The organism is Actinomadura gamaensis, assembly GCF_042652125.1.
GTDB lineage: Bacteria > Actinomycetota > Actinomycetes > Streptosporangiales > Streptosporangiaceae > Spirillospora > Spirillospora gamaensis.
Map to the genome: position 1 here is coordinate 296,300 of NZ_JBHSIT010000010.1, position 24,652 is coordinate 320,951.

The following is a 24,652-nucleotide window of genomic DNA, read 5'->3' on the forward strand; positions in this document are numbered from 1 at the left end:
CAGGCCGCGGGCACGCCCGAGACCGACCCCGCCACCGACCCGCCGCCCCCCGCGTCCGCCGAGAACGGCGCCACCAGCGCACCCGGCCCGACCGGCGCGACCGGCGCCGGCAGCACCGCCAGCGCGAGCAGCGGCGCCACCGCGACGGGCTCCGTAAGCGCGAGCGGCCCTGCCAGCGCGAGCGGCACCGCCGGCGCGAGCGGCGCCACCAACGCGAGCGGCGCCACCAGCGCGAGCGGCGCCACCAGCGCGAGCGGCCCTGCCAGCGCGAGCAGCGGTGCCAGCGCGGCCGGCGCCGTGAGCGCGAGCGGCCCTGCCAGCGCGAGCGGCACCGCCGGCGTGAGGGGGGCCGTGAGCGTGAGTGGGGCGGCCGGGGCCGGTGGCGCTGCTAGCGCGAGCAGTGAGGATGGGGAGGCGCCGGTGGCGGAGCCGCTGCTGGAGCCTCGCGAGGGCGTGCCGCCCGTGGTGGCGAGCGCGGCCGAGCTGGAGCGGGTCGTGCGGGCGTTCGCGCAGGGCACCGGGCCGGTGGCGGTGGACGCCGAGCGCGCGTCCGGCTACCGGTACGGGCAGCGCGCGTACCTGATCCAGCTGCGCCGGGCCGGCGCGGGGACGGCGCTGATCGACCCGATCGAGTGCCCCGACCTGACCGGGCTGAACGCGGCGCTGGACGGCGTGGAGATGGTCCTGCACGCCGCCAACCAGGACCTGCCCTGCCTGGCGGAGGTCGGGCTCGTCCCGACGTCGCTGTTCGACACCGAGCTCGCCGGGCGGCTGCTCGGCTACCCGCGGGTCGGGCTCGGCTCGATCGTGGAGACCGTCCTCGGGTACGCGCTGGAGAAGGGCCATTCGGCGGCCGACTGGTCGACGCGCCCGCTGCCGGAGGACTGGCTGAAGTACGCGGCGCTGGACGTCGAGCTGCTGGTGGAGCTGCGCGACGCGCTGCACGCCGAGCTGGAGCGCACGGGCAAGCTGGAGTGGGCGCTGGAGGAGTTCGCCGCGATCCTGGCGACCCCGCCGAAGGCGCCGCGCGCCGACCCGTGGCGGCGGACGTCCGGCATCCACCGGGTGCGGAACCGGCGCGCGCTGGCGATCGTCCGGGAGCTGTGGGAGACCCGCGACCGGATCGCGCAGGAGCGGGACCTGTCCCCCGGCCGCGTCCTGCAGGACTCGGCGATCGTCGAGCTGGCGATGAACGCGCCGAAGACGCCCGCCGAGCTGCTCGCGCTGCCGACGATGCGGGGCCGCGGCGCGCGGCGCCACCAGTCGGCGTGGCTGCGCGCGGTGACGCGGGCGCGGGGCCTGCCGGAGCGCGGCCTGCCCGAGGCGAACATCCCCGGGGACGGCCCGCCGCCCGCGCACCGCTGGGCCGAGCGCGACCCGGCCGCCGCCGCGCGGCTGACCGCGGCCCGCGCGGTCGTGACGACGCTGTCGGAGCAGCTCAAGGTCCCGGCGGAGAACCTCATGCAGCCGGACGCGGTGCGCCGCCTGTCGTGGTCGCCCCCGTCCGGGCCAGCGTCCGGGTCCGGGGCGGCGTCCGGGGCCGCTTCCGGGGCGGTCTCGGCGGAGGCGCTCGCGGACGCGCTGCGCGGCCTCGGCGCGCGGGAGTGGCAGATCGGCCTAGTCGTGCCGCCGCTCGCCCGCGCGTGGAGCGAACTGTAGGGCCACATCACCGGCACTCCCCGTCGCACATCACAGGGGCTCCCTGTTGGGGCACGGGGCGGTTTAGGTTAGCTTTGCCTAAGCGTCCCTTTTCCGCCGCCGGGAACCGTCCCGTGGCCCGACCCCCGAGGAGCGTGGCGATGCTACTGGGCAACTTCCTCATCGGACTGCGGGAGGGGCTCGAAGCGGCCCTCGTGGTGAGCATCCTCATCGCCTACCTGGTGAAGACCGGGCGGCGGGAGGCGCTGCTGCCGGTGTGGATCGGCATCGGGCTCGCGGTCGCGCTGGCCGTCGGGTTCGGGCTGGCGCTCACCGCCGCGTCCTCGGAGATGCAGTTCAAGACCCAGGAGCTGTTCGGCGGGGTGCTGTCGATCATCGCGGTCGGCCTGGTCACCTGGATGGTGTTCTGGATGCGGCGCACCTCCCGGTTCATGAAGAAGGAGCTGGAGGGCAAGCTCGCCGGGGCCCTGGACGTGGGCCCGATCGCGCTCGCCACGGTCGCGTTCCTCGCGGTCGGCCGCGAGGGCCTGGAGACCGCGCTGTTCCTGTGGACGAACATCACCAGCTCGTCCGAGGGCTCGACGCAGCCGATCCTCGGCGCGTTCCTCGGCCTGGCCTGCGCGGTGGTCCTCGGCTACCTGCTCTACCGGGGCGGGCTGAAGCTCAACCTCAAGCGCTTCTTCACCTGGACGGGCGGCGCGCTGATCGTCGTCGCGGCGGGCGTGTTCGGCTACGGCTTCCACGACCTCCAGGAGGCGGACGTCCTGCCCGGCCTGCACACCGTCTGGCTGGAGCCGCACGAGTTCTTCGCCAAGTTCGGCTCGGCGGGCGACTGGCTCCAGACCGCCTTCCAGGGCGTGCTGAACGTGACGCCGCAGATCACCGCCGTCCAGCTCGTGATGTGGGCGATCTACCTGGTCGTGGTGATGTTCTTCTTCCTGCGTCCGCAGGGCGCGCCGAAGAAGGCCCGGCCCCAGCCCGCCTCCAAGTCCACGGCGTCGGCTTAGCCTCCGGGCGGGCCGGCGTCCGGGCCGGCTAGAGGTCGGGCAGCGGGTCGCGGGGCAGGCTGCCGGGGTCGAACACCTCGGCGTCCGCGGCGTTGATCACCGGGACGTACTCGTCGTCCACCTCGAAGGAGGCCCCGGCGAACTCGAAGCTCGCGCCCGCGCCCGTCTCCACCGGCCCGATCCGGCGCTCGCGCGGGTAGCTCCCCCACACGCTGCGCGGACGCGTCCGGCTCAGCGCCCCGGCGTACAGCACGGTGATCCGGTCGTCGGTCACGACGAACAGGAAGCCCGCGCCGCCGCCCCGGCTCAGCGCGGGGAACACGTAGCGGATCTCCGCCCCGCCGCCGAGGAACTCCCGGCAGCGCCGGCGCAGCGGACCCGGCAACGGCATGACGGCGTCAGACCCTTCCCGCGACACGAGGACGGCCGGACCCCCCGACCACCCCAATCATGCCCGCCCCCGCCATCGTGTTGCCAGTGGCCCGTCAGAGCCGCTCGACGATGACCGCGGCGGCGAGTTCGGCGCCGATGGCGCGCGCCACCTCCCACGCCCAGCGACCCGCCGACCGCAGCCGCGCGGCGACGCCGGCCGCGTCGCCCCGGCGGGCGGCCTCCGCCGCCTCCCCGACCGCGACGACGGCCCGGTCCTGGTCGAGGCCGTCCGCGCGCTCGCGCATCGCGGCGGCCAGCCGGGCGAGCTCGTCGGCCAGGCCGTCCGGGATCGGCTGCGAGGCGACCGACATCTCGGCGGACACGGTGTTACCGCCGCCCGGGACGTTCTGGATGATTCCCTCGTTGGAGCCTCTGACGATGACGCTGTGCTCGACGTCCGGATGCTCGGTCATGACGCGCCTCCCTGGGTTGCGGGGCCGCCGCTTCCGCCGTCCGCGCCGGTGGCGCCGTTCGCCGCGGCACCGCCATCCGCGGCGGCCCCGCCGTTCGCGCCGGTGCCGCCGCTCTGGGCGGTGGCGGTGTTGGCCTGCCCCTGGATGTTCTGCACCTGCCCGAACTGGTGACCACCCACGATCACGCTGTTCATGATGATCAATCGCGCCTGGGCGCGGTACTCGGTGAGGTCCACATGGTGGGCGTCCAGGAAGTCCTCGGTGGTGCCGAGGACGCGCTCGCGGATCACGGTGATCTGCCGCCCGTAGTCGTCCTCCTGGTTCATGGACGAGCCGTCCCGGCGGGCGCACAGCTCGCGGACGCTCAGCAGGCGCCGGACGAGCCGCTTGCGCCGCCGCGACACGAGCCGCTTCGCGTCGGGGCGGGCGCGGGACAGGCCCCGCGGGCCGCCGACCGCGACCGTCCACAGGTCCAGGCACGCCTCGGCGAGCGCGTTGAGGAGGGCCCCGGCCGCGTACCGGACGGCCGCGACGGCACCCGGCCGGACGGCGGGGAGCGCGGCGCGGTCCAGCTCGTCCAGGACGGGTTCGAGGACGAACGGGCGCATGCCCAGGCGAAGCGACCGTCCTTCCAGGGCGACGTTGACGAACACGGAGGCGACGACCTCGCCGCTCCAGGTCTCGACGCGGGCCCGCAGGTGCGGACGGCGCGGGCTTCCGCCACTCGCCGCGTCCGCGAGGCGGCGGAAGGCCTCCCGCTCCTCCAGCACCGCCGCGTCCTCACCGTCCGCCGCGCCGAAGGCCCTCATCTGCGCCGAACCGTCGCGCCACGAGCCATTGTGCGCCGAGTCACCATTGCGCGACGAGCCATTGCGCCCTGCGCCGTTGCGGGACGAGCCATTGCGGGACGAGCCGTTCCGGGACGGCTCGACGGCGCCTGAGCCGTTCGGGAAGACCCGGGCGGACGAGCCGTTCCGAGCGGACGCGGCCGGTGCCTGGCGGGCCAGCTCTTCGGCGGTGGCACCCACGATGCGGTCGATCTGGAGGTCGCCGATGCCGTGGGTGGAGAGGTCGGCCGAGCCGAGCCGGCGCAGCGCCGCCTCGATGGCGTCGAGGAGGCCGCCGCCGGTGAACGGGATCAGGTCGGCCTTGCCGTCCGCCTTGTCGACGCTGATCGCGATGAAGCTGGCGACGACCGGCGCGCCGGCGCCGACGAACCGTCCGGGGCCGCTGCTCAGGCGGCGCGGCTCGGTGCTCTCCGGGTCCTCGGAGTTGACCTGGACCATCGGCTCGCCCGGACGGCCCTGGCGGGCGAGCCCGCGCTCGTACGCGCGGAGCCAGCGCCGGAGGGCCGGGGACCGGAACCGGAGCGTCGGCGGCGCGTAGGCGCGGCCGGTGAGCAGCGCGTGGATCCGGATCCACGCGACGATCCGCCGCACCAGCAGGACGGCGAGCACCGCTGCCATGGCAGGACGAGTTCGAGCCGCTGCTCCGCGGTGAGCCGGAAGCGCGGCAGGACGCCCAGCAGGAGCGCAGCCATCAGCAGCGCCGGAACGGCCGAGAGAGCGCGGACCAGCGGGCGCCGGTGCCCCGCCAGCCAGGCCGTGACCCCGGCGACGACGCCCCAGACCAGCACCGCGGCCGGGGCCAGGATCAGCGTCCCGGCCAGCACGAGGAGGAGCCCGAAATCCCGGACGATCCGGTCGCGGCGTGCCCGGGCGCAGTGGTCCACGACGCAGGCCAGGTCGAAGCCGAAGGACGGCGGGATGTGCCGGTCCGTCCGGCGCACGATCTCGCGCCAGACCCAGCCGACCAGGTCGTCCCCGAGCGGACGTTCGTCGTCCTCGTCGCGGGCGGTCCGGCCGTCGTGCCGGGTGAGCAGGGCGAAGGTGCCCCGGGGATGCAGGTGCGCCAGCAGCGCGAGATCGCGCGTGGCGCGGGTCGGCTCGCGGTCGCGGTCCGGGCGTCCGCGCAGGCGCCGCCGCTCCTCAGTGATGGCCATCCGAACCCGACCCGGTCGGCCCGCCCCCTGCCCCTGACGGGCGATTCCGGAACCGTAACCCTGTGTCGCCGGGGACGCGACGGCTTGGCCTGATACGGCCAGCCGCCGGGTTCCGGCTCCGGTCAGGCGTAGCCGGCGCGGTCGGGGGGTGTGGGTGGGGTGAGGCGGTTCGGGACGACCTTGCCGGTGGCGTTGCGGGGGAGGTCGGGGACGAGGTGGACGTCGCGGGGGACGGCGTAGCGGGCGACCTCGGCGTGCACGTGGGCGCGGACGGCGGCGGCGTCGATGCGGGCGCCGGGCCGGGGGACGATGTAGGCGGCGACGCGCTGGCCCCATTCGGGGTCGGGGACGCCGACGACGGCGACCTCGCGGATCTCGGGCATGCGGAGCAGGGCGTCCTCGACGTCGCGGGGGACGACGTTCTCGCCGCCGGAGACGATGACGCCGTCGGCGCGTCCGGCGACGAACAGCAGGCCGCGGCGGTCGACGCGGCCGAGGTCGCCGGTGGCGAGCAGGCCGTCGCGGACGGGCAGCGGCTCGCCGCCGGTGTAGCCCTCGAACATCAGCTCGTTGGCGGCGTGGATGTGGCCGATCTCGCCGCGCGGCACGGTCCGGCCGTCCGGGCCGAGGATCGACAGGGACGTCCCGGCGGGTGGACGGCCCGCCGTGCGCGGGTCGAGCCGCAGGTCGCGCGGGGTCGCGATGGACACCCAGGACGTCTCGGTCGAGCCGTACACGTTGTAGAGGCGGTCGCCGAACGCGTCCATGAAGCGGGTGGCGAGGTCGCCGGGCAGGGCCGAGCCGCTGACCGCGACGATCCGCAGGCCGGAGGTGTCGTACCGGTCGCGGACCGGGGCGGGCAGGTCCAGGATGCGCTGGAGCATGACCGGGACGGCGAAGACCGCGGCGTCGCGGTGCTCGGCGACGGCCGCGAGGGTCCGCTCGGGGTCGAAGCGGCGGTGCAGGACGACCGGCGCGTGCAGGGCCCAGGCCATCTGAAGGCCCGCGTAGCCCCAGACGTGGAACAGCGGGGCCTCGACGACCATGGTCTGCCGCGACCGCAGCGGTATCCGGGACGCCATGGACGCGAGCGGCCACAGGCCGGGCCGGGGCGGACGGCGCGCTCCCCGGGGCCGTCCCGTCGTGCCGGAGCTGAGCATGATCGTCCGGCTCTGCACCTGCGGCGGCGCCGACGGCCGGGACCCGGTCGCCGCGATGATCCGTCCGAGGGTGGCCGCGGGCGTCGTCGCCAGACCGCCCACCCGCGTCGGCGGCGGGACGTGGGGTGGCGGGGCACGAAGCGGCGCGACGTCGGCCGGGACGGGGGCGGAGAGGGGTTCGACGCCGGGCGGCAGGCTGTTGCCGCGCAGCGGGTCGGACGGGACGTGGTCGGACCAGATGACGCGGCGCCGCAGCGTGACCGGGAGCGCCGACAGCAGCGGCACGAACTCGGCGTCCGCGATGATCAGGTCCATGCGCAGCTCGGACAGGACGGCGCGCAGTTGGCCCGTTCCGAAGCCGGTGTTCAGCGGGACGACCTCCGCCCCGCGGCGGCTGCACGCGACCAGCGACAGCACCAGGCCCCGGTGGTTGCGGCAGAGGAGCCCCACGCGCGGGCGCGGCCCCGCGATCGGCAGGCCCTCGGCGAGGCGCGCCGACCAGTCGTCCAGCTCGGCGAAGGTGAGCGTGCCCTCGTCGTCCTCCAGGGCGACCCGGCCGGGGACGCGCGCGGCGGCGGCGACGAGCAGTCCGGCGAGGGTCGTCCCCCAGGTGCGGAGCGCGCCGATCTGGGCGATCACGCGGTTCGGCGGCCCGGCGACCAGGCCGGTGCGCAGCAGCAGGCCGGTGAGGTCGCGCGCGTGCCCGAGTCTGCGGCGCAGACCGGGGCGGTAGGCGGGCCTCGCGTGCGTCACCGGCGTCCTCCTCGGTGCGTCCCCGTCAAGGTACCTACGGGGGTTGAGGTGAACAAGAGGCGGCGCCGCGATGGACGGCCGTGCCGAGGGGGCTCACTCGGGGGCGGTGTCGCCGAGGGAGAGGAGCAGTTCGCGCAGCAGGCCCGCGAGCTGATCCCGGCGGTCACCGGACAGCGCGGCGAGCAGCGCGCGCTCGTTGGCCACGTGCGCCTCCAGGACCTCGTTCGTCACCCGCAGGCCCTCGTCCGTGAGCGTGATCAGGACGCGCCGCCGGTGCGTCGGGTCCACGCCGCGCTCGACCAGGCCCTTGCCGACCAGCCGGTCCACGCGGTTGGTCAGGGCGGCGGAGCTGACCATCGCGGCGGCGCTGAGGTCGCCCGCGCACAGCGTGTGCGGCGGGCCCGAGCGCAGCAGGGTGGCCAGGACGTCGAACTCCCACGGCTCCAGCCCGTGCCGGGCGAACTCGTCCTTGAGGGCGCGTTCGAGCAGGCGGGACGCGCGGGACAGCCGTCCGACGATCCCCATGGGCGCGCAGTCCAGGTCGGGACGGGCCGCCTTCCACTGGTCGAGGATCGCGTCCACCCCGTCACGCGCGAGGCCGTCGGCGGGGGCGGGGGCTGGTTCGGGCACTGGTGGCTCCTCGGGGCGGGTGAGGGTGCGGACACCAGGCTAACGCTTCGACGTCGAAAGTTTGACGCACCGAGCCCTTCAGGTCTAACTTTTCGACGTCGAAATTTTTGATGGAGGTAGAGATGCGTGTTCTGGTGATCGGCGCGACCGGCTACGTCGGGTCGGCGCTGGCGGAGCGGCTTGCGGACGCGGGGCACGAGGTCGTGGCGCTGGCGCGTCCCGGCCGGACGGCCGTCGCCGGGGCCGCCGAGGTCCGCACGGGCGACCTCGCCGACCCGGCCGCGCTCACGGCCGCCGTGACGCCCGACATCGACGCCGTCGTCCACGCGGGTCCGCCGAGCGGGGACGCGGAGGCCGACGCCGCCGCGATCGACGCGCTCACCGCTCCCCTGCGCGGCACCGGGCGCGCCTTCGTGTACACCAGCGGCGTCTGGGTGCTCGGGGCCACCGGCGCGGCGACCGCGGACGAGGCGAGCCCGACCGACCCGATCCCGATCGTGGGCTACCGGCCGGAAATCGAGCGGCGGGTGCTGGCCGCCGCCGAGGACGGCGTGCGCGCGACCGTCGTCCGACCGGGCATCGTGCACGGACGGGGCGGCGGCATCCCCGGGATGCTCGTCGGCTGGGCCCGCGCGGACGGCGCGCCCCGCGTCGTCGCCGACCCGGCCGTCCGCTGGCCGATGGTGCACGTGGACGACCTGGCCGACCTGTACGCCGCCGTGCTCGCGGACGCCCCCGCCGGGACGGTCTGGCACGGCGTCACCGAGCCGGCCGTCCCGGTCGGTGATCTCGCCGGCGCCGCGGCGCGGGCGGCGGGCGTCACGGGCGAGCCGTCCGTCTGGCCGCTGGAGAAGGCCGCCGCCGAGCTGGGCGAGCCGTTCGCGCAGGCGCTCGCGCTCGACCAGTCCGTCAGCGCCGGGCAGGCCCGCGACCGGCTCGGCTGGCGCCCGTCCCGCCCGGACGCCGTGACCGACCTGCAAGCGGGCTCCTACGCCTGACCCCGCGCCCGCAACCGCACCTGATCCCGCACCCGGGGACCGCACCCGGAACCGCGCCCGGAACCGCACCTCGGACCGCACCTCGGACCGCATGGCAAACTGGATCGACAGGGCGGCGAGGCGATCCCGGGAGGTGGCCGCGGTGGCGGGTGCGGACGGACGGCGCGCGTCGGGGGCGCTGGAGACCGAGATCATGTCGGTGCTCCAGCGGGCCGGACGGCCGCTGTCCACGGCCGAGGTCCAGCGGCTGCTGGCCGACGAGCTCGCCTACTCGACCGTCGTCACGATCCTCGGCCGCATGCACGACAAGGGCCTGCTGGTCAGGGAGAAGGCCGGGCGGGCGTTCCGGTACACGCCGGTCAGCGACGAGCCCGGCCTGGTCGCGCGCCGGATGCACCAGGCGCTCCAGGAGCGCGCCGACCGGGACATGGTGCTCGCCCGCTTCGTCGACACCCTCTCCGACCACGACGAGCGCCTCCTCCGCGACCTCCTGGAAGGACGTTCCGAATGACCCGCGGAGCGGCGAAGACCGGAGGGACGGCGCGAACCGGAGGGACGGCGGAGCGGCGGGCGGCATGATCGGCAGCGAGGGCGACGGCAGCGGCAGGGCCGGGGGTGCGGTATGACCAGGGATCCGGACACCTACCTCGCGCTCGTCCTCGCGGCCGTGGCCGCCCTCGCCGCGCGGCCGCTGTCCGGGCGGCTCGCGCCGCGCGCCGCGACGTGGCTGCTGACCGGGACGGCCGTCGGGCTCGCCGTCGCGAGCCTCGCGACGCTCGCGGTGTCCGCGATGGGCAGCGCGCTGCGCCTGCCGCCGGTCGCGGCGGTCGGGCACATGTCCGAGCGCGTCCTGCGGCACGCGCCGCAGACGGATCCGGTCGTCGGCGCCGTCGCGACCGTCCTGCTCCTGACGTGCCTGGTCTCGGCGCTCTGCGTGGCCGTCCGGCAGGGGTACCGGCTCGTGACGTCCGCCCGGACGGCGCGGGCCCTGCCCGGGCACGGCCTCATCGCCCTGGTGGACGACGCGGAGGCCGAGGCGTTCGCGCTCCCCGGCCGTCCCGGACGCGTCGTCGTGACCACCGGCATGCTGGACGTCCTCACCCCGGCCCAGCGGGACGCGCTGATCGCGCACGAGCGCGCGCACCTCGCCGACCGGCACCATCTTTTCCGCGCCCTCACCGCCGTCGCGGTCGCGGCGAACCCGCTGCTCTGGCCGCTGCGCGGCGCGGTCGCGTTCGCCACCGAGCGCTGGGCGGACGAGCGGGCCGCGGCGAGCATCGACGACCGGGCGCAGACCGCGCAGGCGATCGGACGCGCCGCTCTCGCGCACAACCGGCGTCCCCGCCTGGCCCAGCCCGCCGCCCTGGGCGTCGCCCACGACTCCGGCCGGGCGCACGGCCTCGCGCGGCGGCAGGTACTGGCGCGGTTCCGGCGGACGGGGCCGCTGCCGCGGCGGGTCAAGGCGCTGCTGGAACCGCCGCCCGCGCGGCGTCCGCTGCTGGTCGCGGCCATGGCCGCGCTGGTCGTGACGTCCCTGCTCGCCGCCCAGGACGCGGTGGTCGACCTGCACGAGCTGGTCGAGCACGCGCAGGCCGCGGACTGACCCGGGTCGGCGGACTTCTCGACTACCCTGACAGCGACCAAATTCTACATAGTTGTAGATTTTGATTCGGCCGGACGGCGGTGAACGTCCGGGGAACGTCAGGGAACGAGGGGCCGAGTGATCGAGGTGGCGGCGGCGAGGCTCGCCGGCGGGCAGGCGTTCGACGCGGGGCTGTACCGGGACGTGGTGGGCGTGGCCCGCCATACCGGCTGGCTGAACGGCCTGGTGAACTGGTGGAGCGACTACGGGCTCGCCCTGTTCGTCGTCCTCGCCGCGTTCGCCTGGTGGCACGTCAGGGAGCGGGGGCTCCGGGCGGCGGTCGGCGCGCTGTGGGTGCCCACGGCGATGGTCGTCGCGTTCGCGGTGAGCAGCGTCCTGAAGCTGATGGTCGCCGAGCAGCGGCCGTGCCGCGCCATGCCCTCGGTGCACATCGCCGTGTCCTGCCCGGGGACGGCCGACTACTCGTTCCCGAGCAACCACGCCGTCCTCGCCGGAGCGGCGGCGATCGCGGTGTGGCTGGCCGCCGGACGCGTCCTCGGGGCCGTCGCCGTGGCCAACGCCCTCCTCATCGCCTGCTCGCGCGTGTACATCGGCGTCCACTACCCGCACGACGTGGCCGTGGGGCTGCTGCTCGGGGCGGCGGTCGCCGGAGCGGGCTGGTACGCGCTGACGTGGGGCCTCGACCGCATCGTCCCGCGCGTGGCCGTCCGCGACTGATCCTCTTCGCGCCCGCGCGCCCGGCGCGGAGTGAGATCCCGGACACGATCGCGGCCGCGCGGCGGCGCCGATGACCCGGACGCCCATTACCGGCGAGTAAGATGGCGAGTTACCAGTGAGTAACCACCGTCAGTACCACCGTGACAGGGAGGGCGACCCGTGCCTCGTACCGCACGTGACGTCGTGTTCGTGGACGGCGTCCGCACGCCGTTCGGCAAGGCGGGCCCCAAGGGCCTGTACGCGGAGACCCGCGCGGACGACCTGGTCGTCCGCGCGATCCGCGAGCTGATGCGGCGCAACCCGTCCCTGCCGCCGGAGCGGGTGGACGAGGTCGCCGTCGCCGCCACCACCCAGACCGGCGACCAGGGCCTGACCATCGGCCGCAGCGCCGCCGTGCTCGCGGGCCTGCCCAAGAGCGTCCCCGGCTACGCCATCGACCGGATGTGCGCGGGCGCGATGACGGCCGTCACCACCACCGCCGCCGGGATCTCCTTCGGCTCCTACGACGTGGTCGTCGCGGGCGGCGTCGAGCACATGGGCCGGCACCCGATGGGCGAGGGCGTCGACCCGAACCCGCGCTTCCTGGCCGACAAGCTCGTCGACCCGTCCGCGCTGGTCATGGGCTCGACCGCGGAGAACCTGCACGACCGGTTCCCGCAGATCACCAAGGAGCGCGCGGACGCCTACGCCGTGCGCAGCCAGGAGAAGGTCGCCGCCGCCTACGCGGCCGGGAAGATCCAGCCCGACCTGGTGCCGACCGCGATCCGCTCGGTGGAGAAGGGCTGGGGCCTCGCCACCGAGGACGAGCCGCCGCGCCCGGGCACCACCCTGGACGACCTCGCCAAGCTCAAGACCCCGTTCCGGGTGCACGGCAACGTGACCGCCGGCAACGCGGCGGGCCTGAACGACGGCGCGACGGCCTGCCTGCTCGCCGCCGAGGACGTGGCCCGCGAGCTCGGCCTGACCCCGCGGATGCGGCTGATCGACTTCTCCTTCGCCGGCGTCGAGCCCGAGGTGATGGGCGTCGGGCCGGTCCCGGCCACCGAGAAGCTGCTCGCCCGCAACTCGCTGACCATGGACGACATCGGCCTCATCGAGATCAACGAGGCGTTCGCCGTGCAGGTCCTGGCGTTCCTGGAGCACTTCAAGATCGCCGACGACGACCCGCGCGTGAACCCGTGGGGCGGCGCGATCGCCCTCGGCCACCCGCTCGCCTCGTCCGGCGTCCGGCTGATGAACCAGCTCTCGCGGCTGTTCGAGGAGCGGACCGACGTCCGCTACGGCCTGACCACGATGTGCGTCGGCATGGGCATGGGCGGAACGGTGCTGTGGGAGAACGTGAACTGGGAGGGCGCCAAGTGAGCGCTGACATCACCGAGATCTTCAAGGACGAGGTCGTCACGCACGTCCGCGTCCGCGACGTCCGGCTTCCGTTCGGCGCGGGCACGCTCGCGCTGATCACGCTGGACAACGGGCACGACCACACCAAGCCGAGCACGTTCGGCCCGGCGGGCCTGACCGAGCTGAACGCCGCGCTGGACGAGATCGCCAAGCGCGACGACATCGTCGCCGTCGGCGTCACCGGCAAGCCGTTCATCTTCGCGGTCGGCGCGGACCTCAAGGGCGTCCCGCTGATCCGGAAGCGCGAGGACGCGCTCGCCATCGGCAAGCTCGGCCACGACGCGTTCCGCCGCCTCGGCGAGCTGAAGGTGCCGTCGTTCGCGTACTACAACGGCGCGGCGATGGGCGGCGGCGTCGAGATCGGCCTGCACTGCACCTACCGGACGATCTCCCGCGGCGTCCCGGCGCTGAGCCTGCCCGAGGCGTTCCTCGGCCTCGTCCCCGGCTGGGGCGGCACCTACCTGCTGCCGAACCTGATCGGCGCGGAGAAGGCGCTCAAGGTCGTCATCGACAACCCGCTCGCCCAGAACAAGCAGCTCAAAGGCCAGCAGGCGTACGACCTCGGCATCGCCGACGCGATCTTCGACGCGGCCGACTTCCTGGAGGAGTCGCTGGCCTGGACCGCCCGCGTCCTCAAGGGCGAGATCGAGGTCAGGCGTCCCGAGGTCGACAAGGGCAAGGCCTGGGACGACGCCGTCAACATGGCCCGCTGGACGATCGAGGGCAAGCTGCACGGCGCGGCCCCGTCCTACGTCCGCGCGCTGGACCTGGTCGCCGCCGCGAAGGACCGCAGCCGCGACGAGGGCTTCGCCGCCGAGGACGAGGCGCTCGCCGACCTCATCATGAGCGACGAGCTGCGCGCCGGGCTGTACGCGTTCGACCTGGTGCAGAAGCGCGCCAAGCGGCCGGCGGGCGCGCCCGACAAGGCCCTGGCCCGCAAGGTCACCAAGGTTGGCGTCGTCGGCGCGGGCCTGATGGCCTCGCAGCTCGCGCTGCTGTTCGCGCGCCGCCTGGAGGTCCCGGTCGTGCTGACCGACCTGGACCAGGAGCGCCTGGACAAGGGCGTCGGCTACGCGCACGCCGAGATCGACAAGCTGCTCGGCAAGGGCCGGATCTCCGCCGACAAGGCCAACGGGCTGAAGGCGCTGATCACCGGCTCGCTGACCAAGGACGCCTTCGCCGACGCGGACTTCGTGATCGAGGCCGTGTTCGAGGAGATGTCGGTCAAGCAGAAGGTGTTCGCCGAGGTCGAGGAGCACGTCTCGCCCGAGGCGATCCTCGCGACCAACACCTCCTCGCTGTCGGTGTCGGAGATGGCGAGCGGGCTGAAGCACCCGGAGCGGGTCGTCGGCTTCCACTTCTTCAACCCGGTCGCGGTGCTGCCGCTGCTGGAGATCGTCCGGGGCGAGAAGACGGACGACGCGGCGCTCGCGACGGCGTTCGCGGTCGGCAGGCAGCTGAAGAAGTCCTGCGTGCTGGTCAAGGACGCCCCGGCGTTCGTGGTCAACCGGATCCTGCTGCGCCTGATGGCGGAGATCATCCAGACCGTGGACGAGGGCACCCCGATCGAGGTGGCCGAGCGCGCCGCCGCGCCGCTGGGACTGCCGATGCCGCCGTTCGTGCTGATGGGCCTGGTCGGCCCGGCGATCGCGCTGCACGTCAACGAGACGCTGCACGGCGCGTTCCCGGACCGGTTCCCGCTGTCGGAGAAGTTCGCCAAGTTCGTCGCCGAGGGGAAGCGGGGCGTCTACCTGCCCGACTTCACCCTCGACCCGGAGGCGGTGGAGATCTTCGGCGGCGGCGACAGCCCGTCCACCGAGGAGCAGGTGCTCGCGCGGGCGCTCAAGGCGCTGGCCGAGGAGATCCGCCTCATGCTGGACGAGGGCGTCGTGGCCGCGCCCGAGGACATCGACCTGTGCATGATCCTCGGCGCGGGCTGGCCGTTCCACCTGGGCGGCATCACGCCGTACCTGGACCGCAGCGGCATCGCCGAGCAGGTGACCGGCCGCCGGTTCCTGGAGCCGGGGGTCGCCTCCCTGCCCGCCTAACTACGCATCCCTGCCCGCCTAACTACGCATCCCGGCCCGCCTGGCGACGCCTTCCCGGCCGCCAGGCGGGCCGCCCCTGCCCGCCAGGCGGGGCGTGCCTGCCCTTAACGGCAGGTCCGGCGGATTTCGGAAATGCCGTCCCGAGAGTTCGGGACGGCATTTTCGCGTTTTAAGTGGGCATCCCGGTCGGGTCAGGTTTCGGCGGGCCGGGACCTGCGAAAACCCTCTATAGGCCCGCAACCCTCAGTAACAGCGCCGTCACTGTCAGGGAGGACCACAGGTGGAACTGTTCCGCACCAAAACGGTCGAGCAGTCGATCCGCGACACCGAGGAGCCGGAGCACCGGCTGCGCCGCGATCTGAGCGCCCTGGACCTGGTGATCTTCGGTGTCGGCGTGATCGTCGGGACCGGCATCTTCGTGCTCACCGGGCAGGTCGCCAAGGAGAAGGCCGGACCCGCGGTCGCGATCTCGTTCGTGCTCGCCGCCGTCGTGTGCGGGCTCGCCGCGCTGTGCTACGCCGAGTTCTCCTCGACCGTCCCGGTCGCGGGCTCGGCGTACACCTTCTCCTACGCGACGCTCGGCGAGTTCCCGGCCTGGATCATCGGCTGGGACCTCATCCTTGAGCTGGCGCTCGGCGCGGCCGTGGTGGCGGTCGGCTGGTCGGGCTACCTGGACTCGCTACTGTCCAGCGCGGGGCTCCATCTGCCGAACGCGGTCCTGAACCCGCCGGGCGAGAACGGCGGCGTGGTGAACTTCCCCGCGGTGCTGATCGTCCTCGCGGTGACCGGGCTGCTCGTCGCGGGCGTGAAGGTGTCCTCGCGGGTGAACGCGGTGGTCGTCACCATCAAGGTCGCGATCGTGCTGCTGGTGATCGTCGCGGGGCTGTTCTTCGTCAAGGGCGGCAACTACCACCCGTTCATCCCGGAGTCGAAGTCGAACGCGTCGGTCGGGGGCGCGGCGGCGCCGCTGATGCAGGTGCTGTTCGGCATCACCCCGGTGTCCTACGGCTGGCTCGGCATATTCGCCGCCGTCGCGATCGTCTTCTTCGCCTACATCGGGTTCGACATCGTGGCGACGGCGGCCGAGGAGGCGCGGCGCCCGCAGCGCGACCTGCCGATCGGGCTGATCGGCTCGCTCGTCATCACGGCCGTGCTGTACGCGGCGGTGTCGCTCGTGGTGGTCGGCATGCAGCACTACACCGAGCTCAGCGACAAGGCGCCGCTCGCGGACGCGTTCAAGGCCGTGGGGCATCCGGCGTTCGCGACGGTCATCAGCATCGGCGCGGTCGCGGGCCTCACCACCGTCGTGCTGATCCTGCTGCTCGGGCAGAGCCGGGTGTTCTTCGCGATGAGCCGGGACGGCCTGCTGCCGGGCTGGCTGGCGGCCGTCCACCCGCGGTTCGGCACGCCGTACCGGTCCACGCTGATCATGGGATGCATCGTCGCCGTCCTCGCCGGGCTGATCCCGCTGGCCAAGCTCGCCGAGCTGGTGAACATCGGCACGCTGTTCGCGTTCCTGGTCGTCTCCATCGGGGTGGTGCTGCTCCGCCGCACCCGTCCGGACCTGCCGCGCGCGTTCCGGACGCCGTTCGTGCCGTACGTGCCGATCCTGTCCGTCCTGGCCTGCCTGTTCGTCATGCTGAACCTGCCGGTGGAGACCTGGTACCGGTTCCTCGCGTGGATGGTGATCGGCGCCGTCCTGTACTTCACCTACGGCCGGACGCACTCGCGGCTGGTACGGGTGCGCACGGAGGTGTGACCGCCCTCACGCTGTCCTTCGCGGCGGCGCCGTGGGCACAATGGCCCGCATGACGGGACACCTGCGGGTCGCGGTCGTCGGTTCGGGTCCGGCCGGGCTGTACACGGCCGAGGCGCTGCTGAAGCAGGCCGGGGACGGGACGCGGGTGGACGTGTTCGACCGGCTCCCGTCCCCCTACGGGCTCGTGCGCTACGGCGTCGCGCCGGACCACCCGTCCATCAAGTCGATCGCGCGGTACCTCCAGGGCGTCCTGGAGCGGCCGGGCGTGCGGTTCTTCGGCTGCGTCGAGCTCGGCCGGGACGTGTCGCGCGCCGAGCTGCTCGAACGCTACGACGCGGTCGTCTACGCGACCGGCGCGATGGTCGACCGGCACCTGGACGTCCCGGGCGAGGACCTGCCCGGCAGCTTCGCCGCGACCGACTTCGTCAACTGGTACTGCGGCCACCCGGACGCCGCCGACCACGAGTTCGCGCTGGACGCCGAGGAGGTCGCGGTCATCGGCGTCGGGAACGTCGCGGTGGACGTCGTCCGCATCCTCTCCCGGACGGTGGACGAGCTGCGCGCGACCGACGTCCCCGAGCAGGTGCTGGACGCGCTGGCGCGCAGCCGGGTGAGGCGCGTCCACATGATCGGGCGGCGCGGCCCGGCGCACGCCAAGTTCACCACCAAGGAGCTGCGCGAGCTGGGCACGCTGGCCGCGGCGTCGGTGCACGTCCGGCCCGAGGACATGGACCTGGACGCGGCGAGCGCGGCGCTCGCCGAGGACGACCGGCACGTGCGCGGCAACATCAAGGTCATGGCTGGCTGGACCGACTCCCCCGGTGGGCGTCCGCGCCGCATCGACGTCCGGTTCTGGCGCGCGCCCGTCGAGATCCTCGGCTCGGACCGGGTCGAGGGGCTGCGCGTCGAGCGCACCCGGCTGGACGGGAACGGGCGCGTCACCGGCACCGGCGAGTTCGAGGACATCCCGGCCGGGATGGTGCTGCGCTCGGTCGGCTACCAGAGCGTCCCGCTGGCCGGGCTCCCGTTCGACGAGCGGACCAAGGTCGTGCCGAACGACGGCGGCCGGGTGCTCGGCCCGGACGGGTCGCCGCTCCCCCGCGAGTACGTGGCGGGCTGGGTCAAGCGCGGCCCGACGGGCGTCGTCGGGACGAACAAGTCCGACGCCGCCGAGACCGTCCGCAACCTGCTCGCCGACCTCGGCGACCGCACCGACCTCGACGACCGCGGCGGCCCGGACGGGGGCCGAGCCGAGCCCGCCGGGACGATCGAGGAGCTGCTGGAGAAGCGCGAGCTGCCCGCCGTCCGGTACGCCGACTGGCTCCACCTGGACGCCGCCGAGATCGCCCTCGCCCGGTCGCTCGGCCGCGGCGAGCGGGTCAAGCTGGCCCGCTGGGACGCGATGCGCGCCGCCTGCCGGGGCACCTGATCCGCCTTCGCGCCGCCGTTCCGGACCGAATCCGTCCGGCGCCCTGACCGGAACCGGATCACGGCAGTCCGGAAAGGCGGCTTCCGGCCCTCCGAATCGGGCGAACATCTCGGGCGAGAACCGGCGAAACGGTTGCGGCGCCCCGACATGCGGCGGCGAATCGATGGCGGGCCGGTGATCGAGCGGCTACCGTGCGTCGTGTGACCGGTGGTCCAGAGCTGTTCGGATTCCCCCCACCAGCCTCGCTGCCCGACCTGCGGTGGCTCGGCCCCGACTACGTCTCGGTGCTCGTCTACGACCTGACGCAGGGGCTGCTCCGCCAGGACGCGGGCACGCGGGTCATGGGCGTGCGGTGCGAGGGCGAACCCGAGCTGCTCGCCACCGTCGACCCGGCCGGGCTGATCCGCGCGCACGACGCGACCTTCCCGCTCCAGGTGTTCGTCTCCGACGGGGCCGGGCGCCGCTGGCGCCTACGCGGCCGATGGACCTACTCCGGCCGCGAGCTCGGCTCCGCCGCCGCGTCCATCGACCACTTCTGGCAGCTCCTGTCGGCCGAGGGCGTGTGAGCGCCCCCGGCCGGCGCGGCTCAGTCGGTGGCCGCCTCGGCGTGGTGCTCGGCCGCCGCCGCGTCGCCGTGCCCGGCGACGCGGGCGGTCGCGGCGGTGATCTCGCGGGCCAGGTCCTGCGGGGTGAGGCCGAGGTCGGCGAGGATCTGCTCGCGGGAGGCGTGCTCCAGGAACTCCTGCTCGATCCCGTAGGTGCGGACCGGGACGTCCACGGCGTGGTCGCGCAGGTCGCGGGCCACCGCGTCGCCGACGCCGCCGGTGCGGCCGTTGTCCTCCACGACCGCGACCAGGGTGTGCTCGGCGGCGAGCCCGGGCAGCGCCGGGTCGAGCGGCTTCACCCAGCGCGGGTCGACGACGGTGACGCCGATGCCCTGCGCGGCGACCAGCTCGGCGGCCTCCAGCGCGGTGCCGGCCAGCGATCCGGCGACCACGAGCAGCACGCGGGTGCCGTTCGCGCCGGCGTGCCGGGCGAGGACGTCCATGCCGCCGACCGTGCCGACCGCCTCGACGTCCGGCGCGACCGCGCCCTTCGGGTAGCGGATCGCGGACGGCCCGTCCTCGATGGCGACGCACTCGCGCAGCAGCTCGCGCAGCCGCGCGCCGTCGCGCGGGACGGCCACCCGCATGCCCGGCACGAGCGACAGGATCGACAGGTCCCACATGCCGTTGTGGGACGCGCCGTCGTCGCCCGTCACTCCGGACCGGTCCAGCGCGAACGTCACGGGCAGCCGGTGCAGCGCCACGTCCATCAGGACCTGGTCGAAGGCGCGGTTCAGGAACGTCGCGTAGACCGCGAAGACCGGGTGCAGCCCGCCGAGCGCGAGCCCGGCCGCGGAGGTCGCGGCGTGCTGCTCGGCGATGCCGACGTCGTAGGTGCGGTCCGGGTACGCCTCGGCGAACGGGGCGAGGCCGGTCGGGTACAGCATCGCGGCGGTGATCGCGACCACGTCGGGACGCTCGGCGCCGATGGCGACCATCTCCTCGCCGAACACCTTCGTCCAGCCGGGGGCCGCGCCGGGCTTGCTCGGGGACTTGCCGGTGGCGGGGTCGAACGCGCCCGCGCCGTGCATGTGGTCCTCGTCGTTGGACAGCGCGGGGGCGTAGCCCTGGCCCTTGCGGGTGATCGCGTGCACGATCACCGGGCGGCCGAACGAGCGGGCCCTGCGCAGCGCGTGCTCCATGGCCTCGGTGTCGTGGCCGTCGATCGGGCCGACGTACTTCATGCCGAGGTCCTCGAACATGGCCTGCGGCTGGAGGACGTCCTTGAGGCCCTTCTTCATGCCGTGCAGCGCCTCGTAGGCGACGTGCCCGACCACGGGGGCCCTCGGCACCGTCCGCTTGATGAGGTCGAGCGCGCGCTCGTAGCCCTGGGTGACGCGCAGGTCGGCGAGGTGGCTGGCGAGGCCGCCGATCGTCGGCGAGTAGGAGCGGCCGTTGTCGTTGACGACGATGATGACCGGACGGTCCTTCGCGCCGGCGATGTTGTTCAGCGCCTCCCAGCACATGCCGCCGGTGAGCGCGCCGTCGCCGACCACGGCGACCACGGAGCGGTCGGTCTCGCCGCGCAGCTGGAACGCCTTGGCGAGGCCGTCGGCGTAGGACAGCGCCGTGGAGGCGTGCGAGTTCTCGATGACGTCGTGCTCGGACTCGGCCTGGCTCGGGTAGCCGGAGATGCCGCCGCGGCGCTTCAGGCCGGAGAAGTCGTGCCGCCCGGTCAGCAGCTTGTGCACGTACGCCTGGTGACCGGTGTCGAACAGGACGCGGTCGCGGGGCGAGTCGAAGACGCGGTGCAGGGCGATGGTCAGCTCGACGGCGCCGAGGTTCGGCCCGAGGTGCCCGCCCGTCTTGGACACCGCGTCCACCAGGAACTCCCGGATCTCCCCGGCCAGGCGGGGCAGCAGCGTGGCGTCCAGTCGTTTGAGGTCCTCCGGACCCTTGATCGACTCCAGCAGGGTCACGCTCGTCAACTCCTCCATCAGGGACCGTCCCGGGCCCCCGGTCGTCGGGCCGTTCCGAGTTTAGTGCGGCTTGACCGACCCGGCGCCCCGGGCGGCGGCCTGGGACGATTTCCGCACCGAATCGCCACAACCGCCTATCGGGCCACTACATCCGACCGGGGTCACCACCGTCGACGAAAGGAACCGCGTGTCCGTGCACACCGAGGAGATCGTGCTGCTGAACACCGCCGACGAGGCGATCGGGACCGCGCCCAAGATCGCCAGCCACCACCGGGACACCCCGTACCACCTGGCCTTCTCCTGCTACGTCGTGGGCCCGGACGGCCGGGTGCTGATCACCCGGCGGGCGCTGGCGAAGAAGACGTTCCCGGGCGTCTGGACGGGGAGCTGCTGCGGGCACCCGGCCCCGCGGGAGGGGCTGCGCGCCGCGGTGCGGCGGCGGCTGGGCAGCGAGCTCGGCCTGACCGCCGACTCGATCACCTCCGTGCTGCCGGGGTTCCGGTACCGGGCGGTCGCCGCGGACGGGACGGTCGAGCACGAGCGCTGCCCGGTCGTCCGGGCGACGGTGTCGGACGTCTCGACCGCCCCGGACCCCTCGGAGGTCGAGGACGCCGAGTGGTGGACGTGGGCGCAGTGCCTCGCCCTGGCGGACCGGCCCGAGTCGTCCCCCTGGTACCGGCTCCAGATGGCCGAGCTGGCGCCGCTCGGCGCGCCGCCCGACTGGCCGGACGCGGGCACCGGCGGCCTCCCTCCGGCCCTCGCATGGTGACCGGGACCTCCTGATTCGCCGCCGGTGACCCAGATCACCGGAAGATCACTATTCGGGGCAGAGTGTTGACCTGATCACACCGTTGAACGGACGCTTGTTCCTCGGGTAACCGAAGGGACGAGCGATGCTGGGATCAGGGGTGCGCAGGCACCGCGCCCGCGGGCGCGGCGGTCTCACCGCGATGACGGCCGTCACGCTCTGCGGGGCGCTGGCCCTCGCCGGCTGCGGCGGCGGGAGCAAGAACAAGGGATCCACGGACAAGTCCAAGGTCGAGGTCTTCTCCTGGTGGACCGGTCCCGGCGAGGCGGACGGCCTGGCCGCGATGAAGGCCGACTTCGAGAAGAACAACCCCGGCACGCAGTTCGTCAACGCGGCCATCGCGGGCGGTTCGGGCACCCAGGCCAAGGCCGTGCTCGCCAGCCGCCTGCAGAACCGCAAGCCGCCGGACTCCTTCCAGGGGCACGCGGGCGCCGAGCTGCAGGACTACATCAAGGCCGGGCAGATCGAGCCGCTCAACTCGTTCTACGACGAGAACGGGATGACCAAGGTCTACCCGAAGCAGCTGCTGGACCAGATCAGCTACAACGGGAAGATCTACTCGGTGCCGGTGAACATCCACCGGTCCAACATGCTCTGGTACAACCCGGCCGTGCTGAAGGAGGCCGGGATCTCCGGGCCGCCGAAGACGGTCGCCGAGTTCGTCACCGACCTGAAGCAGGTCCAGTCGAAGACCAAGAAGGTGCCGCTGTCGCTCGGCGCGCAGTGGACCGCGGACCACCTGCTGGAGAGCGTCCTGCTGGGCGACCTCGGCACCGACGGCTACAACGCGCTGTGGAAGCCGGGCGCGGACTGGTCCGGCCCGCAGGTGACCAAGGCGCTCACCGACTACGCCGAGATCGTGAAGTACACCTCGGTGGAGGCGGCCTCGACCGACTGGCAGGGCGCCGCGAAGGCCGTGGTGGACGGCAAGGCCGCGTTCAACGTCATGGGCGACTGGGCCTACGGCTACTTCATCGGCAGCGCGCCGAACGGCCTCGGCAAGAAGCTCGGCACCGACTTCAACTACGCGCCCTCGCCGGGCACGGACGGCACCTACCTGTGGCTGTCGGACAGCTTCACGCTGCCCAAGGGCGCGCCGCACCGGGCGGGCGCGCTGGCGTGGCTGAAGGAGGCCGGCAGCAAGCAGGGCCAGGACCTGTTCAACCCGAAGAAGGGCTCGGTCCCGGCCCGCACGGACGCCGACAAGAGCCTCTACACCGGCTACCTGGCGTACGCGTTCCAGCAGTGGAACAGCCCGTCCACCAAGCTGGCCGGGTCGATGTGGCACGGCGTGGTCGCCAACAACAAGTGGCACACCGACATCGACACCGCCGTGGGCCTGTTCCTCCAGAACAAGGACGCCGGCAAGCTCCAGAAGGCGCTGGCGGACGCGGCCAAGAACGACGCGCAGTGACCCGAGTCGCGACGCGCGGCGCGGACCGGCGGACCCGTCCGAAGGACGGTCCGCCGGGCGCGCTGCGCAGGCTCCGCCGGGCGGGCTGGCTGCCGGGACTGCTGCTGGTCTCGCCGTCCATCGTCGCGATCGGCCTGTTCGTGTACGGGCTGATCTTCTGGAACACGCGGGTCGCGGTGAGCGGCAAGCACGACGAGGTGTCGCCGTACAAGTTCGACAAGGGCAAGAACTTCGTCGACCTGTGGCACGAGCCGTCCTGGCCGGGGGCGGTGCGGCACGCGCTGCTGTTCACCGTCGTGTTCGTCGGCGGCGCGCTGCTGCTCGGCGCGTTCCTGGCGTTCCTGATGGAGAAGGGCATCAGGGGCGAGGCCGGGTTCCGGATCATCTACCTGTTCCCGATGGCCATCTCGTTCATCGCGTCCGGCGTGGTGTGGCGGTGGCTGATGAACCCCGCGCCGGCCGACCGCGCGGTGGGGCTCAACCAGCTCTTCCACAAGGCGGGGCTCGGTGGCCTGGCGAACTCGTGGTGGCAGGACAAGACGTGGGGCATGGCCGCGATGGCGATCCCCGCGATCTGGCAGATGACCGGGTACGTCATGGCGCTGTACCTCGCCGGGTTCCGCAGCGTCTCCGACGACCTGCGCGAGGCGGCCCGGGTGGACGGCGCGTCGGAGTGGCAGGTGTACCGGTACGTGGTGTTCCCGCAGCTGCGGCCGGTGACGCTGTCCGCGCTGATCATCCTCGGGCACATCTCGCTGAAGGTGTTCGACCTGATCATGGCGATCGCGGGCAAGCAGATCATCACCTACGTCCCGGCGATCGCGACCTATGTCGAGGTGTTCGACCGGCACGACCCGGCGAACGGCGCGACGATCGCGACGTACCTGCTGCTGGCGGTCGCGGTGCTGGTCATCCCCTACCTGGTCTGGTCGGTGCGGACGGAGCGGAACCGATGAGTGCTACTGCCGGAGCGGTCACGCGCGCGCCGCGGTCCCGCTCGACCGGGGCGCGCGCGGTGCGCGTGCTCCGGTTCGCCGTGCTGCTGGCGTTCGTCGCGCTGTTCCTGATGCCCGTGTACGTGCTGGTGGTGACGAGCTTCAAGTCGCTGTCGGAGGCCGACCCGTCCACCGCGTGGAACCTGCCGAAGCACTGGGGGCTTGGCGGCTGGCGGGCGGCCTGGACGTCGCTGCGGCCGGGCCTGGAGAACAGCGTCAAGATCGCGGTGTCCGGGTCGGTCATCTCGGCGGTGCTGGGCTCGCTGAACGGCTACGTGCTGAGCAAGTGGCGCTTCCCCGGCGCGGACGCGGTCTTCACGCTGTTCCTGTTCGGGATGTTCATCCCGTACCAGGCGGTGATGATCCCGCTCGCCGGGCTGCTCACGCACATGGAGCTGGTCGGGACGATCCGGGGCCTGGTGCTCGCGCACGTCGTGTACGGCATCCCGATCTGCACGCTGATCTTCCGGAACTACTACGTCACGATCCCGGGCGAGCTGATCGAGGCGGCCCGGGTGGACGGCGCGGGCATGCTGCGCACCTACTGGTCGATCGTGCGCCCGGTGTCCGGCCCGGCGTTCGCGGTCGTGCTGATCTGGCAGTTCACCTCGATGTGGAACGACTTCCTGTTCGCGGTGTTCCTCGGCGCCCCGGACAGCTGGCCGGTGACGGTGCTGCTGAACAACACGGCCGGGTCGGGCGCGGCGGCGGTGAACTACAGCCAGCAGATGGCCGAGGCGCTGCTCGCGTCGCTGCCGACGCTGCTGGTCTACCTGCTGCTCGGACGGTTCTTCATGCGAGGCCTCATGGCTGGGGCCCTCAAGGGCTGACCGAGCGGGAGATCCGTTGGCAGGCAGCGGTTCCGTTGGAGGCGGCGGTTCCGTTGGCAGGCAGTGACAA

Annotated in this window: 21 protein-coding genes; 15 read left to right on the forward strand and 6 right to left on the reverse strand. The window is 73.4% G+C overall.

Annotated elements, in window-relative coordinates; genetic code table 11:
• Positions 1-420: 420 nt before the first annotated feature.
• Positions 421-1,659 carry an HRDC domain-containing protein gene (locus tag ACFPCY_RS31595; RefSeq protein ID WP_378261242.1) on the forward strand — a complete coding sequence of 413 codons (1,239 nt, stop codon included), beginning with the start codon at positions 421-423 and terminating at the stop codon, positions 1,657-1,659.
• A 140-nt stretch (positions 1,660-1,799) separates the two neighbouring features.
• Positions 1,800-2,666, forward strand: a complete 867-nt coding sequence (efeU, locus tag ACFPCY_RS31600) for an iron uptake transporter permease EfeU (protein WP_378261245.1) — start codon at positions 1,800-1,802, stop codon at positions 2,664-2,666.
• Positions 2,667-2,694: 28 nt separating this feature from the next.
• Here efeU and ACFPCY_RS31605 read toward each other — a convergent pair whose 3' ends face one another.
• The 5 genes from ACFPCY_RS31605 to ACFPCY_RS31625 form a co-directional block, all read right to left on the reverse strand.
• On the reverse strand, positions 2,695-3,057 hold the full coding sequence (locus ACFPCY_RS31605) for a hypothetical protein (protein WP_378261247.1): 363 nt from the start codon (positions 3,055-3,057) through the stop codon (positions 2,695-2,697).
• Between the two features lie 94 nt (positions 3,058-3,151).
• A complete protein-coding gene (locus ACFPCY_RS31610; RefSeq protein ID WP_378261249.1) occupies positions 3,152-3,511 on the reverse strand; it encodes a hypothetical protein in 360 nt (119 codons plus the stop codon).
• Complete coding sequence (locus tag ACFPCY_RS31615) at positions 3,508-4,977, reverse strand: hypothetical protein (protein ID WP_378261251.1); 1,470 nt, start codon at positions 4,975-4,977, stop codon at positions 3,508-3,510. Before ACFPCY_RS31615 ends, ACFPCY_RS31610 begins: the two co-directional genes overlap by 4 nt.
• A 658-nt stretch (positions 4,978-5,635) precedes the next feature.
• Positions 5,636-7,426, reverse strand: coding sequence for an AMP-binding protein (locus ACFPCY_RS31620; RefSeq protein ID WP_378261253.1), 1,791 nt, complete (start codon positions 7,424-7,426; stop codon positions 5,636-5,638).
• 93 nt (positions 7,427-7,519) lie between these two features.
• Positions 7,520-8,056 (reverse strand): MarR family winged helix-turn-helix transcriptional regulator, encoded by a 537-nt coding sequence (locus ACFPCY_RS31625; RefSeq protein ID WP_378261255.1) that lies wholly within the window; start codon positions 8,054-8,056, stop codon positions 7,520-7,522.
• A gap of 122 nt (positions 8,057-8,178) precedes the next feature.
• Between ACFPCY_RS31625 and ACFPCY_RS31630 the strand changes: the two genes are divergently transcribed.
• The 9 genes from ACFPCY_RS31630 (at position 8,179) to ACFPCY_RS31670 (ending at position 18,577) form a co-directional block, all read left to right on the forward strand.
• Positions 8,179-9,054 (forward strand): NAD-dependent epimerase/dehydratase family protein, encoded by an 876-nt coding sequence (locus tag ACFPCY_RS31630; protein ID WP_378261257.1) that lies wholly within the window; start codon positions 8,179-8,181, stop codon positions 9,052-9,054.
• Positions 9,055-9,196: 142 nt separating this feature from the next.
• The gene (locus tag ACFPCY_RS31635) at positions 9,197-9,565 is read left to right on the forward strand and encodes a BlaI/MecI/CopY family transcriptional regulator (protein ID WP_378261259.1); all 369 of its coding nucleotides are present in this window, start codon (positions 9,197-9,199) and stop codon (positions 9,563-9,565) included.
• Positions 9,566-9,676: 111 nt separating this feature from the next.
• On the forward strand, positions 9,677-10,657 hold the full coding sequence (locus ACFPCY_RS31640) for a M56 family metallopeptidase (RefSeq protein ID WP_378261261.1): 981 nt from the start codon (positions 9,677-9,679) through the stop codon (positions 10,655-10,657).
• A 117-nt stretch (positions 10,658-10,774) separates the two neighbouring features.
• Positions 10,775-11,374: a phosphatase PAP2 family protein gene (locus ACFPCY_RS31645; RefSeq protein ID WP_378261263.1), complete on the forward strand. Its 600-nt coding sequence runs from the start codon at positions 10,775-10,777 to the stop codon at positions 11,372-11,374.
• Positions 11,375-11,533: 159 nt separating this feature from the next.
• Positions 11,534-12,736, forward strand: coding sequence for a thiolase family protein (locus ACFPCY_RS31650; RefSeq protein ID WP_378261265.1), 1,203 nt, complete (start codon positions 11,534-11,536; stop codon positions 12,734-12,736).
• Positions 12,733-14,823, forward strand: coding sequence for a 3-hydroxyacyl-CoA dehydrogenase NAD-binding domain-containing protein (locus tag ACFPCY_RS31655; protein WP_378261267.1), 2,091 nt, complete (start codon positions 12,733-12,735; stop codon positions 14,821-14,823). Before ACFPCY_RS31650 ends, ACFPCY_RS31655 begins: the two co-directional genes overlap by 4 nt.
• Positions 14,824-15,103: 280 nt before the next feature.
• Positions 15,104-16,582 carry an amino acid permease gene (locus ACFPCY_RS31660; protein WP_378261269.1) on the forward strand — a complete coding sequence of 493 codons (1,479 nt, stop codon included), beginning with the start codon at positions 15,104-15,106 and terminating at the stop codon, positions 16,580-16,582.
• Between the two features lie 49 nt (positions 16,583-16,631).
• Positions 16,632-18,011, forward strand: coding sequence for an FAD-dependent oxidoreductase (locus ACFPCY_RS31665; protein WP_378261271.1), 1,380 nt, complete (start codon positions 16,632-16,634; stop codon positions 18,009-18,011).
• 200 nt (positions 18,012-18,211) lie between these two features.
• Entirely contained in the window at positions 18,212-18,577 is a 366-nt protein-coding gene (locus ACFPCY_RS31670) for a hypothetical protein (RefSeq protein ID WP_378261273.1), read from the forward strand.
• 20 nt (positions 18,578-18,597) lie between these two features.
• Here the strand turns inward: ACFPCY_RS31670 and dxs are convergent, their stop codons facing one another.
• Complete coding sequence (gene dxs, locus ACFPCY_RS31675; protein ID WP_378261275.1) at positions 18,598-20,535, reverse strand: 1-deoxy-D-xylulose-5-phosphate synthase; 1,938 nt, start codon at positions 20,533-20,535, stop codon at positions 18,598-18,600.
• 193 nt (positions 20,536-20,728) lie between these two features.
• Between dxs and idi the strand changes: the two genes are divergently transcribed.
• The 4 genes from idi to ACFPCY_RS31695 all read left to right on the forward strand — a co-directional run bounded on the left by idi (position 20,729) and on the right by ACFPCY_RS31695 (position 24,582).
• Positions 20,729-21,304: an isopentenyl-diphosphate Delta-isomerase gene (gene idi, locus ACFPCY_RS31680; RefSeq protein WP_378261470.1), complete on the forward strand. Its 576-nt coding sequence runs from the start codon at positions 20,729-20,731 to the stop codon at positions 21,302-21,304.
• Positions 21,305-21,428: 124 nt separating this feature from the next.
• Positions 21,429-22,757, forward strand: coding sequence for an ABC transporter substrate-binding protein (locus ACFPCY_RS31685; protein ID WP_378261277.1), 1,329 nt, complete (start codon positions 21,429-21,431; stop codon positions 22,755-22,757).
• A complete protein-coding gene (locus ACFPCY_RS31690; protein WP_378261280.1) occupies positions 22,754-23,713 on the forward strand; it encodes a carbohydrate ABC transporter permease in 960 nt (319 codons plus the stop codon). The genes ACFPCY_RS31685 and ACFPCY_RS31690 overlap by 4 nt, the downstream gene beginning before the upstream one ends.
• Positions 23,710-24,582: a carbohydrate ABC transporter permease gene (locus ACFPCY_RS31695; protein ID WP_378261282.1), complete on the forward strand. Its 873-nt coding sequence runs from the start codon at positions 23,710-23,712 to the stop codon at positions 24,580-24,582. Before ACFPCY_RS31690 ends, ACFPCY_RS31695 begins: the two co-directional genes overlap by 4 nt.
• The last annotated feature ends 70 nt before the right edge of the window (positions 24,583-24,652 follow it).

What these genes read in the sequence shown, in the direction of transcription:
- efeU (WP_378261245.1), top strand. Translation starts at nt 1,800, where the DNA reads ATGCTACTGGGCAACTTCCTCATCGGACTGCGGGAGGGGCTCGAAGCG.
- ACFPCY_RS31605 (WP_378261247.1), bottom strand. Translation starts at nt 3,057, where the DNA reads ATGCCGTTGCCGGGTCCGCTGCGCCGGCGCTGCCGGGAGTTCCTCGGC.
- ACFPCY_RS31610 (WP_378261249.1), bottom strand. Translation starts at nt 3,511, where the DNA reads ATGACCGAGCATCCGGACGTCGAGCACAGCGTCATCGTCAGAGGCTCC.
- ACFPCY_RS31615 (WP_378261251.1), bottom strand. Translation starts at nt 4,977, where the DNA reads ATGGCAGCGGTGCTCGCCGTCCTGCTGGTGCGGCGGATCGTCGCGTGG.
- ACFPCY_RS31630 (WP_378261257.1), top strand. Translation starts at nt 8,179, where the DNA reads ATGCGTGTTCTGGTGATCGGCGCGACCGGCTACGTCGGGTCGGCGCTG.
- ACFPCY_RS31640 (WP_378261261.1), top strand. Translation starts at nt 9,677, where the DNA reads ATGACCAGGGATCCGGACACCTACCTCGCGCTCGTCCTCGCGGCCGTG.
- ACFPCY_RS31665 (WP_378261271.1), top strand. Translation starts at nt 16,632, where the DNA reads ATGACGGGACACCTGCGGGTCGCGGTCGTCGGTTCGGGTCCGGCCGGG.
- ACFPCY_RS31685 (WP_378261277.1), top strand. Translation starts at nt 21,429, where the DNA reads ATGCTGGGATCAGGGGTGCGCAGGCACCGCGCCCGCGGGCGCGGCGGT.
- ACFPCY_RS31695 (WP_378261282.1), top strand. Translation starts at nt 23,710, where the DNA reads ATGAGTGCTACTGCCGGAGCGGTCACGCGCGCGCCGCGGTCCCGCTCG.